Raw genomic sequence first — 15,739 nt, 5'->3', positions numbered from 1 at the left:
CCGTATCAGTCGGCCAGCGACTGCAGGTACTTCTCCGCGTCGAGCGCGGCCGAGCAGCCGCTGCCGGCGGCAGTGATGGCCTGGCGGTAACGGTGATCCACCAGGTCGCCGCAGGCGAAGACGCCGGGGAGGTTGGTGGCAGTGGAGTCGTTGGCGGTGAGCACATAGCCCTCGGCGTCCAGATCCACCTGGCCGGTGATCAGCTCGGAGCGCGGGTCGTGGCCGATGGCGACGAACAGCCCGCTCACGGGCAGCTCACGCTGCTCGCCGGTGACGGTGTCGGTCAAGGTGACGGACTCCACCTTGTTCTCGCCGTTGATGCCGCTCACCACGGAGTTCCATGCGAAGTCGATCTTGGGGTCGCGCTCGGCGCGGTCGGCCATGATCTTGGAGGCGCGCAGCTGATCGCGACGGTGCACGATGGTGACGCTGGACCCGAAACGCGACAGGAAGGTGGCCTCTTCGACGGCGGAGTCGCCGCCGCCGATCACGGCGATGGGCACGTCGCGGAAGAAGGCGCCGTCGCAGGTGGCGCACCACGAGACGCCACGGCCGGACAGCCGATCCTCATCGGGCAGGCCAAGCTTGCGATAGCCGGAGCCCATGGCAAGGATCACGGTCTTGGCGCGGTACTCCTCGTCGGAGGAGTCCTTCACGATCTTGATGTCGCCGGTGAGGTCGAGTTCGATGGCATCGTCGGTGATCAGCTCCGCGCCGAAGCGCTCAGCCTGGGCGCGCATGTTGTTCATGAGATCCGGGCCCATGATGCCCTCGGGGAAACCGGGGAAGTTCTCCACCTCGGTGGTGTTCATCAGCGCACCGCCACCGGTGAACGCCCCCTCGAACACGATCGGCTTCAAGTTGGCGCGCGCCGCGTAGATGGCGGCGGTGTATCCCGCGGGACCCGACCCAACGATGATGACCTCGTGTACCTGTGCCTCGGACATGATCCTCCTGACGAATGACAACCCCCTCATCCTATGCGCCCCTGGGTATAGGACTCACCTCGTTCTCTGCTGGCGTGCACAAGAGGCTCCGCGGATAGGCAACACCTACCGGCAGAACCTCTTGCGTGTCAGGATCCGTCGCCCGCAGCGGCAGGTGGATCCGGGAAGAACACGTCTTCGATGGTGCATTCGAACTCGGCCGCGATCCGGAACGCCAGGGGAAGCGACGGATCGAACCGCCCCTTTTCCAATGAGATGACCGTCTGACGAGAGACCCCGAGTTGGTCGGCGAGATGCTGTTGCGACCAGCCCCGGTCGGCCCGCAGCTCTGACAACGAGTTGCGCATCAGCCTTCCCTCCTCGTGAGCACGAAGTAGCGGATGCTGAAGTCCACTGAGCCGACGAAGAACAGCCCCAGCAGCACCCACGTGATGTCCAGGTCGATCTCGACGAAGCTGAGGACGCCGGCGACGACGCCGATCGTGACCATCAGATCGAGGAAGGCCGACGCGCCGGCTCGCAGCAGCCATCTGCTCTCGACCGAGTCCTCCGCATCCTCAACCGTCCCGGGAAGACTGTTGAAGTCGACGAGGATCCCCCACATGAGCCCCACAGAGAAGGGCAGGAAGACCAAGAACCCGACGATGAAGATCGCCAAGGGGGAGATGTCGGCTGGCTCGAGAAGAACGAACAGCCACCCGAGTCCGGCATCGAGCAGAAGACCGAGCACCACGGAGAGCACGATCAAGGTGCGGGTATTGCCGCCGAACCACGGGCGTCCCCAGCGGCTTTCGGTTGGCTGGGGTGTGGGGGTCGAGGTGTTCATGTCGGCTCCTTTCTACGCCTGTCTTGTAAAGTTGACTGTACAGTCAAGCTCACTTGACGTCAAGCACCCTTGACAGAACTTTCTCGTCCCCGTGCCCCTCCGGGCGCAGCGACGCTACTCCGTCCCGTTCCCAGCCGTATCTGGGTTTTCAGATATGTCGGGTGGATGGGCTACGTCAGAGACGGACGCGACACCCAACTGCCGCGCAGCAGGCGCCCCAAGAGCAGCACCGCCTTGACCCCCTCGGCCGCAGCGAGCGCCCAGAAGGCTCCGGCGACGCCCAGGCCCAGCTGGGAGACGAGCAGCCAGGACAGCGGCACCAGCACCACGACGCTGGAGGCCACCGAGTAGATCATCGGGATCACCACGTCGCCGGACGAGCGAAGGGCCCCGTAGACGACGGCGGTCACCGCCGAGAGCGGCAGTAGCACGATGCTGATCGCCAGCGCTTCCTTCGCACCGGCGAGGACCGTGGCGTTCGGGCCGAAGATGGACAAGGCCACATCTGCCCCCGCCCAGAGCGCGGCTGCGAGCAGCGCCGAGGCGACAGCCGTTCCGACGGCCGTGCGCAGCGTCTGGCGACGGGCATGGGCCGCGTCGCGCTCACCGACATCCCATCCGACGATCGTCTCGTTGCCCTGCGCCAACGCGAGGATCACTCCGGTGACCAATGCCGTCAGGGTGAGCGCATAGGAACGGGCGTTGATGGTGTCGGTGCCGAGCGCGTTGATCAGGGAGACGGTGGCGACGATGGCCAGGTTGTAGACCGCGTTCTCCACCACACTCGGCAGCGACAACTTCGCCATCCGAGCGGGCCCGCCATCCACCGTCCGTTCCCGCGGCGGCAGCGCACCCAGCACCCGCACGCCCGTGGCGCGCCGAACGAGCCACCACAGCAGCAGCATGCCCAGGCCGCGCACGATCAGTGTGGGCATCGCGGCGCCCACTGGACCCCACTGCAGCACCAACAGGAAGAAGGCGAGCAGCGCGACGTCGAGCAGGTTGACGAGGACGCCCAGCACCAGCAGGGCCACCGTGCGTCCGTAAGCGCGAAGCACCGCCGACGCAGTGACGATGTAGGCGTTGAAGAACAGGCCCGCTGCCACCACCCAGAGGTAGGCGACCGCGTCGTCGACGATCTCCGCCGGCGTGTTGATCCAGCGGACGAGCACCGGTGCCAGCGCCGCGATGCCCCCGGCGATCACCAGGCCGAGCACCATGCTGGCCCGCAGCGCCAGCACCGAGGAGCGCTGCGCCTCCCCGATCGCCCCGGCTCCCAGCAGCTGCGCGATCACCACGAGAGCGCCGATGCTGAAGATCACCGAGAGGTCGTAGACCACGCCCAGCAGCTGATTGGCCGTCGCCACGGCGGCATTCAGGTCTGCTGAGGCCATGCTGAGCAGCACCACGTTGCCCAGCGTCGCCAGCAACGTGAGCACCGTGACCACCAGCAGCGGCCAACTCAGTCGCAGAAGACCCTTGCGCTGAAATACAGGAGCAGTGCGCACCATGAAACCTCCGAATTAGTTAGGTGAGGTTAACCTAACGTATCCCGACCAGACCCCTACGGACGACCACCCTCCCAAGGCGAGCGCTGGTGGATTCGCAGCAGTTTGCTGGTCGATTCGCAGCGCTTTTCTGGTGGATCCGCAGTAACAGGAAGGGGCCGCCGGGTGGTCACCGGCGGCCCCTGGTCATTCACGCTCCTCGAGGTACAAGGCCATTCACGGGCCGAGCCTCCAGCGTTCTACGCTCTTCGAGGTGCAAGGCCGCTTGCGGCCGAGCCTCGAGGAGAGCGTCGACTACTTCAGCCGCGTGCTATTCGACACCTTCAGCGTCTTGGTCACAGACTTCGAGGCAGCCGTCGACTTCGCAGTCGAGCCCGAAGGCTTGAAGGAGACACTCACCTTGTACGAGCCCTTCTTCGAGATCTTCGGCAGCTTCACCGACACCTTGCCCTTCGCAGACGACGAGACGGTCTTCTTGACGGTCTTGCCATTCACCTTCACCGTCACCGTACCGGTCGGCTTCGACGTCGCCGCAGAGATGCTCACCTTGATCGTGGCCTGCTTACCCTTGGCCACCAAGGACGGCACGGACACCTTCACAGACGAAGCAACCTTCGCAACAGAGACAGTCTTCGACGTCTTCGACACCGTCTTGTAGCCCGACTTCGAGCCGGTCACCTTCACCGAGAGCTTCTTACCCGCGTCAGACTTCGTCACCTTGTACGAAGACTTCGTCGCACCCGAGATCGACTTACCATCGCGGAGCCACTGGTACTTCAGGGTCACCTTGGCCGGGGTCCAAGCCACCGACTTGGAGTCCACCTTCAGCGTCTTGCCGACCTTCGCCGAACCCGTGATCTTCGGGGTCTTGGTCGTCAGGTTCTTCACCTCGGGCTTCGGATCCACCGGATCAACCGAACCGGTGACCGTGAACGGGGACGATTTCATCGTCCGCGACGGACCGCCGTCGAGGTTTCCGGTGAGGAATCGCAGCGTGTACCCCTCCCCCGGCGTCAGGGCCGGCATGGAGCCCAGCGTCCCGCTGCTATCGGCAGTGGTGCCGTTGGGAACGGGCATATCGATCTCGAAGGAGCCGTTCTCATCGGCCTGCACGATCCACCAGATCGTCTGATTCTGGTGAAGCGACGCATCAACCCGCGAGTAGGCGCCATCGTCGATCTTGATCGCAATCTTCGAACCACCGTTGACCGGATGCGTGAACCCGACCCCGGTCACCTTGAGCGTGCCGCCCAGCTCGACCGACGGCGCAACCGTCACCGCAGACTCCACCGGCTCCTCCACCGTCAGCGTCCGCTCCACCGTCTTGGTTCCGTCGGTGAGGGTCACCTCGAAATCACCAGGCTCCACGTCGGCGGGGATCTGGACGCGCGCGTATTCCGCGCGGCTGACGTCGCCGTTCGCATCCAACTGCCAGGCCTTCTCCGAAGAGCTGATCTGACCGATACCACTCAACACGACGGCGTTGCCATCCAGCACCGCAGACGCGGTCAGCTTCCCTCCGGGCGCGAACCCGGAAGCCCGGAAGGTCCACACGCCACCGCGCTGCACCAGCACGTCTTCTTCGCCGCCGGCATGGTCGCCGGGGTTGTACACGCGAGTGGTCAGGGGCGTCACCGTCACCGCAGCGCTCGTGGCGAGCACCCCTCCGGTACCCGCATCGACGACGCGCAACACGTAGTCAGAGCCCGGAGCCACATCGCGCGGCAACGTCACGCGACGATAAGTCTGCCCGTCAGGATTGGCCGTGTTGCCGTCTGCACCGATCGTGAACGACGCCGAAACCACCGGATCCCCCACACCCTTCGCCAACTCGACGCGCACCTTGGCGCCCTCGGTGAAGTCCGAAAGGTTGAACCACAGGTTGTCGAACTGTTCGACCGCACTATTGGTCACCTGCACCGCTTGCTGAGCCGCCGCTGCCTGCGCCACCGGTCCGACGAGCGGGGCGACCAATAGCGCGACGAGCATCGCTAGGAACCTCCGGGACATCGCACCGCGACGTCGAGGAGAGGAACCCCGCAAGGCTGGCCTGGTCAGTTGTGTCATCTTGCTTCCTTCATCGAATCGCTTCACACGCTCAGCTCAACGAGCCTTCGAACGCACGTTCACACCACCACCTGGGCAACCTGGATCTCAAAACCACACCAATAAACGTCACGTCTTAGGGTTACCTAAGTTAGGTACCCCTAACGTATCCGAACCAACGGCATAGGCGCACCCCAGCGTGCGCCATCTGGACGCGAGCGACGCCGAGTTGCCCAGTCGACCAGTGGCGACGTAGCCTGGGTTGACTTGAGATTAGGTGAGCCTAACCAAATTTCCGACGTGAACCGCGAAGCAGGAGCAGTCATGGCACAACAGACAAAGAATCGGATGGCGGGACGGATCGTCGCCGCGTTGACGGCGGCGATGCTGGCAACCGCCGGATCGATCGGAGGAATGGCCACGGCACACGCCGATGACCTGGACCCCTTCACCCCCGTCGAGATCCACGGCGAGTCCTACGGACCCGTTCAGCCTGCCCAGCCGTTCAGCGTGAGCGCGCCGAACGCCGTGATCCAGGGCCAGCCCATCGTCATCACCGGCAAGAACTACCTGGCCACCGACGGCAAGACCGGCTCCGTGGCCAACTTCATGGTCGACGCCGAGCGCTCCGGCGACCCGAACACGCTGCTCACCTCCCGCACGATCATCAACCCGGTCGACGGCAAGGTGTTCGGCGACAAGCGGTCGCACGGCGTCGTCCAGGCCAACGCCGACGGCACCTGGCGGATGGAGATCCCGTGGCCCACCCTCTCCAATACCCAGGGGCGTGACGCCGCCTACTTCGCCAACAACTGGGCGCCCGGCACCCAGCACAGCGTGCGCATCCTGACCGGCTCGATGCTGACCAGCCCCGCCGACTACCAGCGCGGCATCAGCGTGCGGTTCACCGTCGTCCCGCAGCAGGATCTGACGACGAAGACCCCGAAGATCACGGGCACCGCGAAGGTCGGCAAGACGCTGAAGGTGGACTCGACGTCGGTGGCATGGACCCCGGCGAAGGTGACCCTGAAGTACCAGTGGCTCCGCGACGGCAAGTCCATCAAGGGCGCAACCAAGAGCTCCTACAAGCTGACCAACTCGGACGCTGGCAAGAAGATCAGCGTCAAGGTGACCGGCTCGAAGAGCGGCTACAAGACGGTGTCCAAGACCTCGAAGACCGTCTCTGTCGCCAAGGTGACCTCCTCTGTGAAGGTGACGGTTCCTTCCTCGGTGGCCAAGAGCAAGCAGGCCACCATCAAGGTGACGGTGTCTTCTGCGGCGACGAGCAAGCCCACCGGCAAGGTAACGGTGAAGGTAAACGGCAAGACCGTCACCAAGACGGTGTCGTCGTCGGCCAAGGGCAAGGTGTCGGTGAAGCTGCCGAAGATCTCGAAGAAGGGCTCCTACAAGGTGAGCGTCTCCTTCAAGCCTTCGGGTGATACCGCGAAGTCGACGGCCACCTCGAAGACGGTGACCAAGACGCTGAAGGTCAAGTAGTCGACTGACGCTCCCTTCGAGGCTCGGCCGCAGACGGCCTCGCACCTCACGGAGCGTGATCATGACGCTCCGTGAGGTGCAAGCTTGCGAGCCTCGACAATCAAGGCCAGCGCGGAGCACTGATGACGCTCTTTGAGGTGCGGAGCGCAGCGGAGCCTCGAAAAGAGCCGGCGTGAGCTATGGCAGGGATTGTCGTTCGGCTGCCGGCTGGCTCTTTTCGAGGCCCCGCACCTCAGAGAGCGTGGTGTGCGGTGTCACGTCAGACATGAGAAAGGCTTTCGTGACGCAATCCGCTAAGGTAAGCCTTACTAGTGCATGTGAGGCGGGCGTCGCTCGCCGCGAAGGGGTGGACCTTGACTCTCCAGGACGTACCGGCGCGCGCCCGCTCGTTCCCGCAGTCTCGATCGGATCGCCGGCGCCGCTCGTGGCGTGTTCTCCTGTGCGCGGCGGTCAGCGTGGTGGTGACCGCATGCGGTTCCACTCCCCCCGCTGAGCCAGAACAACCGACGACTCCCGCCGCAACCGGCGACGTGGCCCAGGGCATCCCGGGCCTGGCCGACGGCACTCCGATCCGCGTGATCGAGGACGTCAAACACGACGAGGTGATCGTCCCCGTCGAGCCGCAGCGCGTCGTCACGCTCTCCGAGCCCACCCTCGACGGCGCCCTCGCGCTAGGCGTGATGCCCGTCGGGTCGGTGAACGGCCGCGGCCAGAGCACCATGCCCAACTACCTGCTGGACATGGCCGACGGCATCCCGACGGTGGGCAGCGTCGCGCAGTTCAACTTCGAGGCGATCGCGCAGCTGAAGCCCGACCTGATCCTCACCTACGCGTCGGGCGGCAACAACCCCGAGGCCGTGCAGATCCTGGAGCAGATCGCCCCGGTCTATTTCGTCGGCTACGCCGGAGCGGACTGGCGCACCACCTTCACCAACGTGGCCAACGCGCTGAACAAGGCAGATCAGGCCGAGGACGTCCTCGCCGACTTCGACACCTACGCCGAGGATCTCAAGACCCGGCTCTACGAGGCCGGCTTCGAGGACAAGACGTTCTCCATCGTGCGCTGGCAAGGGTCCAACGCCTCCTTGATCCTGAAGGATCTGCCCCCCGGCATGGCGCTGGAGACGATCGGCCTGAAGCGCCCGCCCGCCCAGGATCGCGAGGGCCGGGGCCACTCCGAGCCCATCTCGCTGGAGAACCTGGCCGACGCCGACGCCGACTACATGTTCTTCGGCACCCTCGGCGGTTCCAGCGTCAACAACCCGGTTGCCGGCGGCACCGCCGACGTCACCGGCGCGGAGGCCGCCTACGCCGAGGCGCAGGAGGTGCCCGGCTTCCGCGAACTGACCGCCTACCGCGACGGCCACGTGATCCTGGTCGACGGATCCCTGTGGACCTCCACCGGAGGCCCCATCCTGATGCGCCGGATCATCGAGTTCGTCGAGAAGGAACTGCTGTGAGCTCCCCGCACCCCCTGGCACGCACCATTCGACTCTGGACCGCGGCGCTGATCGCGGCCGGCCTGCTGCTGCAGCCCTCGTTCGCGGCCGCCGACGACACCACCGCTCCCGACGCGACGCCGCCCGTCGCCTCAGCGGAACCAGCATCGGAGGAGTCGGCTTCCCCGGAGACGCCAGAACCCGCAGCCGAGCCCGAGTCGCAACCGAGCCGCACGCAGGCAGACGCTGCGGATCAGCCGACGGCCAACCCCGACCCGGCGCGCACCGCCACCCCGAAACCCGCTTCGGAAAAATCGGCCAATGGTCGATTCTCGGCAACAGACACCGAAAAATCGGCCATTGGCCGATTTTCGGAGGGGGGTGAGACGGAGACGACAGCGTCTGCCGATGCACCCGCAGACGCCGCCAAGCCAGCGGACGAGACCGAAGCCACCGTGGCGCCCCTAGCCGACGGCGACTTCGTCACCGGGACAACCACCACCTACACCCACTTCGGCGGCGAGACCGTCGTCTACAACGCCGAGGTCGAGCCCGGTCAGCCGATCCGGCTCTCCGGCACGGGGTGGACCGCCAAGCCCGAGCGCACCGTCGAGGGCGAACGGGGCTCCGTGATCGGCGTGAAGCTGATCGACGACGACCTCGGCCAGCTGCAACGCAAGACCGTGCTGGCCAACCCGCGGCCAGGCGTGCCGAACACCAACGACACCGTCTGGGGCGCCGTCTGGGCCGACAACGACGGCTCCTTCGAGCTCGAGCTCGAGTGGCCTTCCGCCGCCAACGCCGTCAAGGTTCCGGCATGGAAGCCCGGCAGCAGCTTCACGGTGCAGCTCCTCTCGGGCACCATGTACAGCGACCAGGCGGGCGTCGACCCGAACGAACGGCCCGACGTGTCGCGCACCGTCCCGCTGACGATCACCATCGCGGGCGCGGCCCCCGTCGATCCGACGGATCCCACCGATCCAGAGGAGCCGACGAAGGGCCAGGTGGCGATCACCACGCACCCGCAGAGCGCCTCCGTGGAGGCCGGCGAGAACGTCACCTTCACGGCGGCGGCAAAGGGCAGTCCCACCCCCACCGTGAGGTGGCAGCGCTCCCTCGACGGCGGCGAGACCTGGACCGACCTCCGCGGCGCCACCTCCACGAGCTACACCATGGAACGTGTGTTCCTGGCCCAGTCGTCGCAGCGGTACCGCGCGGTGTTCACCAACTCTGCCTCGCCGAAGGGTGTCGCGACGCAGGAGGCGACGCTGATCGTCACCCCGCGCGGCACGGTGCAGACCACCTGTGGCGCCTCATACGGGCCCGGCACGGCCCACACCGGGGTCGAGTTCTGCTTCAAGGGCCCCGAAAAGGTCGTCGCCGGCCAGGACATCGTGATCGAGGGCGTCGGCGGCTACCTGGCCACCGACGGCAAGACCGGATCGGTCATCAACTTCTTGCTCGACGCGCAGTACTCCGGCGACCCCAACACCGTCTACTCCACGCGCACTCTCCGCAATCCCGCCACCGGCAAGGCGCTCAGCGACACCCGCTCCCACGCCGTCGTGCAGGCACGTCCCGACGGCACCTGGACGGCCACCATTCCGTGGCCGACACCGACGGGCACCACGCTCACCAAGACCGAGATCGCCCAGCGCTTCGCACCCGGCACCGAGCACTCCATCCGGATGCTCACCGGATCGCTGCTGACCGACCCCGCCGATCGCCAGCGCGGCGGCTCGCTGTTCTTCACCGTGGTGAAGAGCCTGAGCGACGACGTGTCGCTGAAGGAGCCGGTCTACGAGCACCACACGTTCCGCTCGACGGTGGCGAAGGACCGCGCGGTGGCATGGCTGCCGACGCAGGTCGAGTCGAAGTCCGCGTTCCCGCTGACCGGCACCGGCTGGCTGACCAAGGACAAGTCGTGGGGATCGACGATCAACGTCCGCCTCCTGGACGCCAAGGGCAAGGCCTACACGCGGCCGAAGGCCGAGCGTCCCGTGTCCTCCGATTCGACGGTGTGGCAGGTGATCCGGGCCAACGAACTGGGCGAGATCGCGACCACCATCGCCATGCCCTCGGGCCTGACCGGCGGCGACCATCTCGCCGTGCAGCTGACCACCACCGACGACGGCACCGCGCTCGGCGACGTCGCCCGGACGTGGACCTCGTCGCCGCTGATCATCGACAACATCCCCTACGTCCCGAAGGTCTCCGACGGCGCCACCTGCAAGGCCAAGTCCACTGACTACAGCTTCCAGCTGGCTCCCGGCATGAAGCGCCCGGCGGCCAACGTCGGCGGCAGCATCCGGTTGAAGGGCGAGGACTGGTGCAACCTGGTGGGCGGCGGCTCGCTGATCGCGATCAAGATCAATGCCGGCGGCTACCAGCACCTGCCCACCGCGACGGCGGCGCACTACGACGCCAACCGGGGCAAGGAAGTTGGCACCTCCCCCGCGGGCATCAGCAAGACCAACAAGACCATCTGGTACGTGATCGAGGCCGACGAGCACGGCTCCTTCGACGTCGACATCCCGCTGCCGACGCGCACCAACTCCAAGCCGGGCTTCGCCGAGGGCTCCTACACGCTCCAGCTGCTCACCCGCACGCTCAGCGCGGATCCCTACTACGCGGGATCTCGTCCCGACCCGTCGCGCAGCGTCGTGACGCCCGAGTTCACCGTCGTGGCCGAGGGCGCCTCCCTCGACAACGTGAAGCCGGGCAAGCCGGCCGCCGCGCCCGATCCGCTGCACACCAAGGACGACCTGAAGAAGTCGCGAAAGGGCGGCGTCGAGGTGTCGAAGCAGAAGAAGCACTGGGTGATCTCGGTGCCCAAGGCCAAGGCCGGCGACTGGGTCTACGTCAACGTCTACGACGGCACCTCGCCCCGCTTCCCGTGGGGCGCGGAGTGGTTCAAGGTGAACAAGAAGGGCACCGTCAGCCTTCCGCTGGCCTCCGCGAAGCTGCCCTCCGGCACCAACAAGCTGTCCGTGCAGGACCGCAAGGGCAAGCTGCTCGGCTGGACGACGGTCACCGTCGCGAAGCCGAAGGCAGCGGCCAAGCCCACGGTCAACAAGAAACCGACGACGGTGACCAAGGCGCCGGTGAAGGTCAGCGCGCCGAAGCCCGCCAAGCCCGCCGCGCAGCCCGTCACCGAGTGGGCCGATCTGGACGAGAAGAACGCCGGCAAGGCCAGCGTGAGCGGCGCCGACGGCAAGCTCGTCGTCACCGTGCCGGAGGTGCAGGGCGGCGACTGGGCCTATCTGTTCCTCTACACCGAGACCGGCAAGGTGGTCGGCATCGACTGGGTGCAGGTGGGCACCGACCACAAGCTGAACGTCACCGTCGGGAAGCTGCCCGACGGCGCCCACAAGCTGGCGCTGGTCAGCGCCAAGGGCCAGCTCGTCGGCTGGGTGGGCGTCGACGGTCCCAAGCCGCTTGAGAAGCCGGAGGCCGAGGCCGCCATCAACGCCGAGGTGCCCCCGCTGGCCGAAGTCGACGCGACCACGCAGCTCGCCACGACCGACGCACCGGCCCCTGTCGCCAGCGGCTCCAACACCACCTGGACGCTGATCCTGGCCGGCGTCGCCGTCCTCGTCCTCGCCGGCTCCGCCGCGGGCGTCATCATCCTGCAAACCCCACCCCGGCCGCGCCCGTGAAAAACATGCCTGAGAAGGAACGACACATGATCAACCGATCCCTGACCGCCCTGCGCCGCGGCGCCGCCGCGTTGGCCCTCGCCGCCGGGCTCGCCATCGGCCTGACCAGCGCGGCCAGCGCGCTCCCGCCGGACGGCGCGGGCCCCGACTCCCCGGGCACCAGCTCCAGCGTCTGGCCCAGCGAGGTGAAGGCGGGCGAGACGCTCAACTTCAAGGTCTCCGGCTACCCGGCCGGGGAGACCGTCTATATCAAGATCGACGACGGCGAGATGTGCACGGACACCTCGCACGGCGCCTGCGTCTATCACACGCAGAAGCTGGACAAGAACGGCTCGGCGACCGGATCGATCGTCGTGCCCGACCTCGAGCCCGGCAAGCACTGGCTGCGGATGCTGGCCACGGGCGATGTCTTCGACGAGGAGACGGGCGAGAAGCTCGGCTACGAGGGCTACACCCGTCGTGGCGGCAACGACTTCACCGTCGTCGCCGGCGGTTCGTCGGACAAGAGCGCCGGCGGCTCCGACGAGGTGAAGGGCGGCGGCTCGACGAAGTCCGACGGCAAGGTCACCGGTGGGTCGGTGACCGTCGACCTAGGCGACGACGAGAGCGCGTCACCCTCCCCTGAGGCGTCGGCCAGCGCGAGCGAAAGCGCCTCCGTCGATCCAAGCACCGAACCGACCGCTTCGGTCGACGCTGCCCAGGCTACGCCCACCAGCAGCCCTGAGGCGGCCGTCGTCGACGCCGCGCAGGCGCCTCCCGGTGCCGCCGGTGGCGTGCCCGTCGCGGGCATCGCGATCCTGGCGGGAGCCGTGGTAGTGGGCGGCGGCGCAGTGGCCTGGGCCCTGGCGCGTCGCAACCGGCTGACGAAGCAGGCGGCCGCCACCGCCAGCCAGGGATGACGGCACCAGCGACGCCTGCGCCGACCTCGACGACCCCAGCACCACTGACGCGCCCCGGCACCGTGCGCGGTGCGGCCCTGGTGGGCGCGGTGGCGGTGCTGGCGCTGGCCGTGCTGCTGTCGCTGTCGCTGGGCTCGAAGGACATCCCGTTCCTGGACACCTGGTCGTTGCTGCTGGCGCCCGACGGGTCCAGCGAGTCCACTGTCCTGCATGAGCTGCGCGTGCCGCGCACCCTGCTGGGCATCGTCGTGGGCGCGGCGCTGGGCATCGCCGGCGGGCTCATGCAGTCGCTCACCCGCAACCCCCTGGCCGATCCCGGAATCCTCGGCGTGAACGCCGGCGCCTCCGTAGCCGTGGTGCTCGCCGTCGCCCTCACCGGCGTGAGCGGCATGTCCTTCTACCTGTGGTTCGCCTTCGCGGGCGCGGCGCTGGCGTCGACGGCCGTCTACCTGCTGGGCACCGCTCACCACCACGTGGCGACGCCCACCCGCTTGGCGTTGGCCGGCGTCGCGATCAGCGCGGCGCTCCAGGCCCTGACCCAGACGATCATCCTGGCCGACCAGACCGCCTTCAACGAGTTCCGGTTCTGGGTCTCCGGTTCCTTGGAAGGCCGGCTGTATCCGGTGCTGTGGACGGTGCTGCCGTTCATCGCGCTCGGCCTGCTCATCGCCCTCATCCTTGCCCCTGCGCTCAACGCACTGGCGCTGGGCACCGAGGCCGGCAAGGCGCTCGGCGTGCGGATTCAACGCACCCGCGTGGGCACCATGATCGCCATCACCCTGCTGTGCGGCGCCGCCACCGCCGCCGTCGGGCCCATCAGCTTCGTCGGCTTGGCCGTGCCCTTCGCCGCGCGGCTGCTCGTCGGCTCCGACCAGCGCTGGGTCACCGTCTTCTCCGCGCTCCTCGGCCCCGCCTGGCTGCTCGGCGCCGACGTGATCGCCCGCGTCGTCGTGCGTCCCGAGGAGGCCCCCGTGGGCGTGATCGCGGCGCTGATCGGGGCGCCGGTGTTCGTGGCCATCGTGCGTCGCAGGAAGATCGCAGCCCTATGAGCGCGCTCCAGGTGGTCCAGGCCAGCCTGCACCGTCGGCATGCCACGTTGCGGTTCGGGCCGTTCAGCCTCCGCTTCGAGCGGCGGGCCGCCATCATCTATCTGATTCTTCTCGCGGCCGCCGTCGCCGCCGCGATCGTCGGCATCGGCATCGGCGACTACACGATGGGGCCCGGCCAGATCCTTGCGGCCCTGCAAGGCACCGCCGAGGATCCCTTGGCCCAGTACTTCGTCACCCAGGTGCGGCTGCCTCGCGCGGTGACGGCCCTGCTGGTGGGCATGGCGCTCGGCATGTCGGGCGCGATCTTCCAGACCGTCTCCGGCAACCCCCTCGGCAGCCCCGACGTGATCGGCTTCACCACCGGCGCGGCAACCGGGGCGCTGGTGCAGATCATCCTGCTGGGCGGGGACACCCTCGCTATCGCGCTGGCATCCGTCGCCGGAGGGCTGGCGACGGCCGCCGTCGTGTACAGCCTGTCCTGGCGCTCCGGCGTGGCCGGCTTCCGGTTGGTGCTGGTGGGCATCGGGGTGGGCGCGGTGCTCGCGGCGGTCAACTCGCTGCTCGTCGTCAAGGCGCCACTGGAGGCCGCTCAGACGGCCACGCAGTGGCTGGCCGGGTCGTTGAACAGCACACTCTGGCCCGAAGCGGCGATCGTGGCCATCGCACTCGCTGTGCTGACACCCGTCGCCGTGTCCCTCGTCCGGCCGCTCGCCCAGCTTCCGCTCGGCGACGCCGCCGCGACGGGGCTGGGAGTCCGGGTGGAGCGTTCGCGCCTGGTGCTGATCATCATCGGGGTCGCCCTGATGGGCGTCGCGACGGCGTCCACCGGACCGATCGCCTTCATCGCCCTGGCCGCCCCCCATCTCGTCCGTAGGCTCACCCACACGCCGGGAGTGCCGCTGTTCGGTGCGGGGCTGATGGGTGCGGTGCTGGTACTGGTCAGCGACCTCATCGCCCGACGTCTCTTCGCCCCCACCGAGCTCGCCGTCGGCGTCATCACCGGATCGCTGGGCGGGCTCTATCTGGTGTGGCTCCTCGCCGTCGAAAGGAAACGACTATGACGACCCCGGCACGGCTCTCCGGCGAGGCATTGCGCGTCGGCTACAGCGCGCAGCGCACGGTGCTGCACGACGTCGACGTCGTCATCCCCGAGGGCGAGCTGACGGTGATCGTCGGACCCAACGCCTGCGGCAAGTCGACGCTGCTGAAGACCCTGGCGCGAATGCTCCAGCCCCAGGCCGGGTTGGTGTTGCTGGACGGCCAGCCGATCGGCAAGCTCGCCCCGAAGGCGGTGGCTCGGCGGTTGGGCCTGCTGCCGCAGGGGCCGACGGCCCCGGACGGCATCACCGTGTCCGACCTGGTGGCGCGCGGGCGCTATCCGCACCAGAACCTGCTGCGCCAGTGGTCGAAGGAGGACGAGCGCGCGGTGCTGGATGCGCTGGTGGCGGCCAACGTCGCGGAGCTTGCCGACCGGAACGTCGACGAGCTGTCCGGCGGCCAGCGGCAGCGCGTCTGGGTGGCCATGGCGCTCGCCCAGGAGACCCCGCTGCTGCTGCTCGACGAGCCCACCACCTATCTCGACGTGGCCCACCAGATCGAGGTGCTCAACCTCACCCGCCGGCTGCACCGCGAGGGACGCACCGTCGTGCTGGTGCTGCACGAGCTGCATCTGGCCTTCCGCTACGCCACCCACCTGATCGTGATGCGAGACGGGGTGATCGTCGCCGAGGGCCGCCCGGAGGACATCGTCACCGCCGAGCTGATCGAGAGGGTCTACGACCTCCCCTGCCAGGTGATCCCCGACCCCGTCACCGGTCGCCCCCTGGTACTCCCCCTCGACATCGACGCTCTCTGAGGTGCCACAGCTCC

12 protein-coding genes are annotated in these 15,739 nt (G+C 67.6%); 7 read left to right on the top strand and 5 right to left on the bottom strand.

Features of this window, described 5'->3' with window-relative positions; all coding sequences use genetic code 11:
- Positions 1 to 5: 5 nt before the first annotated feature.
- The 5 genes from trxB to P0D62_RS03580 all read right to left on the bottom strand — a co-directional run bounded on the left by trxB (position 6) and on the right by P0D62_RS03580 (position 5,270).
- Positions 6 to 947 carry a thioredoxin-disulfide reductase gene (trxB, locus tag P0D62_RS03600; protein ID WP_275701258.1) on the bottom strand — a complete coding sequence of 314 codons (942 nt, stop codon included), beginning with the start codon at positions 945 to 947 and terminating at the stop codon, positions 6 to 8.
- Positions 948 to 1,075: 128 nt separating this feature from the next.
- Positions 1,076 to 1,294, bottom strand: a complete 219-nt coding sequence (locus P0D62_RS03595; RefSeq protein ID WP_275701257.1) for a helix-turn-helix transcriptional regulator — start codon at positions 1,292 to 1,294, stop codon at positions 1,076 to 1,078.
- On the bottom strand, positions 1,294 to 1,773 hold the full coding sequence (locus P0D62_RS03590; RefSeq protein ID WP_275701256.1) for a hypothetical protein: 480 nt from the start codon (positions 1,771 to 1,773) through the stop codon (positions 1,294 to 1,296). The genes P0D62_RS03595 and P0D62_RS03590 overlap by 1 nt, the downstream gene beginning before the upstream one ends.
- 170 nt (positions 1,774 to 1,943) lie before the next feature.
- On the bottom strand, positions 1,944 to 3,284 hold the full coding sequence (locus P0D62_RS03585; RefSeq protein WP_275701255.1) for an MATE family efflux transporter: 1,341 nt from the start codon (positions 3,282 to 3,284) through the stop codon (positions 1,944 to 1,946).
- Between the two features lie 291 nt (positions 3,285 to 3,575).
- Entirely contained in the window at positions 3,576 to 5,270 is a 1,695-nt protein-coding gene (locus P0D62_RS03580; RefSeq protein ID WP_275701254.1) for an Ig-like domain repeat protein, read from the bottom strand.
- A 381-nt stretch (positions 5,271 to 5,651) separates the two neighbouring features.
- Between P0D62_RS03580 and P0D62_RS03575 the strand changes: the two genes are divergently transcribed.
- The 7 genes from P0D62_RS03575 (at position 5,652) to P0D62_RS03545 (ending at position 15,725) form a co-directional block, all read left to right on the top strand.
- Positions 5,652 to 6,824, top strand: a complete 1,173-nt coding sequence (locus tag P0D62_RS03575) for an Ig-like domain-containing protein (RefSeq protein ID WP_275701253.1) — start codon at positions 5,652 to 5,654, stop codon at positions 6,822 to 6,824.
- 455 nt (positions 6,825 to 7,279) lie between these two features.
- Positions 7,280 to 8,284: an iron-siderophore ABC transporter substrate-binding protein gene (locus tag P0D62_RS03570; protein WP_275701252.1), complete on the top strand. Its 1,005-nt coding sequence runs from the start codon at positions 7,280 to 7,282 to the stop codon at positions 8,282 to 8,284.
- Complete coding sequence (locus P0D62_RS03565) at positions 8,281 to 11,922, top strand: immunoglobulin domain-containing family protein (RefSeq protein ID WP_275701251.1); 3,642 nt, start codon at positions 8,281 to 8,283, stop codon at positions 11,920 to 11,922. Before P0D62_RS03570 ends, P0D62_RS03565 begins: the two co-directional genes overlap by 4 nt.
- Positions 11,923 to 11,948: 26 nt before the next feature.
- A complete protein-coding gene (locus P0D62_RS03560; protein ID WP_275701250.1) occupies positions 11,949 to 12,821 on the top strand; it encodes a hypothetical protein in 873 nt (290 codons plus the stop codon).
- A complete protein-coding gene (locus tag P0D62_RS03555) occupies positions 12,818 to 13,870 on the top strand; it encodes a FecCD family ABC transporter permease (protein ID WP_275701249.1) in 1,053 nt (350 codons plus the stop codon). Before P0D62_RS03560 ends, P0D62_RS03555 begins: the two co-directional genes overlap by 4 nt.
- Positions 13,867 to 14,931, top strand: coding sequence for a FecCD family ABC transporter permease (locus tag P0D62_RS03550; RefSeq protein ID WP_275701248.1), 1,065 nt, complete (start codon positions 13,867 to 13,869; stop codon positions 14,929 to 14,931). The genes P0D62_RS03555 and P0D62_RS03550 overlap by 4 nt, the downstream gene beginning before the upstream one ends.
- Positions 14,928 to 15,725, top strand: coding sequence for an ABC transporter ATP-binding protein (locus tag P0D62_RS03545; protein ID WP_275701247.1), 798 nt, complete (start codon positions 14,928 to 14,930; stop codon positions 15,723 to 15,725). The genes P0D62_RS03550 and P0D62_RS03545 overlap by 4 nt, the downstream gene beginning before the upstream one ends.
- Positions 15,726 to 15,739 lie beyond the last annotated feature (14 nt).

Source organism: Tessaracoccus caeni, from assembly GCF_029211185.1.
GTDB classification, from domain to species: domain Bacteria; phylum Actinomycetota; class Actinomycetes; order Propionibacteriales; family Propionibacteriaceae; genus Arachnia; species Arachnia caeni.
The sequence above is the reverse complement of the archived record's forward strand: the minus strand, read 5'-3'. Positions and strand labels throughout refer to the sequence as shown.

Excerpts from the sequence above, each read along its gene's own strand:
- P0D62_RS03575 (WP_275701253.1), top strand. The coding sequence starts at position 5,652 with ATGGCACAACAGACAAAGAATCGGATGGCGGGACGGATCGTCGCCGCG.
- P0D62_RS03595 (WP_275701257.1), bottom strand. The coding sequence starts at position 1,294 with ATGCGCAACTCGTTGTCAGAGCTGCGGGCCGACCGGGGCTGGTCGCAA.
- P0D62_RS03590 (WP_275701256.1), bottom strand. The coding sequence starts at position 1,773 with ATGAACACCTCGACCCCCACACCCCAGCCAACCGAAAGCCGCTGGGGA.
- P0D62_RS03585 (WP_275701255.1), bottom strand. The coding sequence starts at position 3,284 with ATGGTGCGCACTGCTCCTGTATTTCAGCGCAAGGGTCTTCTGCGACTG.
- P0D62_RS03555 (WP_275701249.1), top strand. The coding sequence starts at position 12,818 with ATGACGGCACCAGCGACGCCTGCGCCGACCTCGACGACCCCAGCACCA.
- P0D62_RS03545 (WP_275701247.1), top strand. The coding sequence starts at position 14,928 with ATGACGACCCCGGCACGGCTCTCCGGCGAGGCATTGCGCGTCGGCTAC.
- P0D62_RS03560 (WP_275701250.1), top strand. The coding sequence starts at position 11,949 with ATGATCAACCGATCCCTGACCGCCCTGCGCCGCGGCGCCGCCGCGTTG.
- P0D62_RS03550 (WP_275701248.1), top strand. The coding sequence starts at position 13,867 with ATGAGCGCGCTCCAGGTGGTCCAGGCCAGCCTGCACCGTCGGCATGCC.
- trxB (WP_275701258.1), bottom strand. The coding sequence starts at position 947 with ATGTCCGAGGCACAGGTACACGAGGTCATCATCGTTGGGTCGGGTCCC.
- P0D62_RS03580 (WP_275701254.1), bottom strand. The coding sequence starts at position 5,270 with ATGCTCGTCGCGCTATTGGTCGCCCCGCTCGTCGGACCGGTGGCGCAG.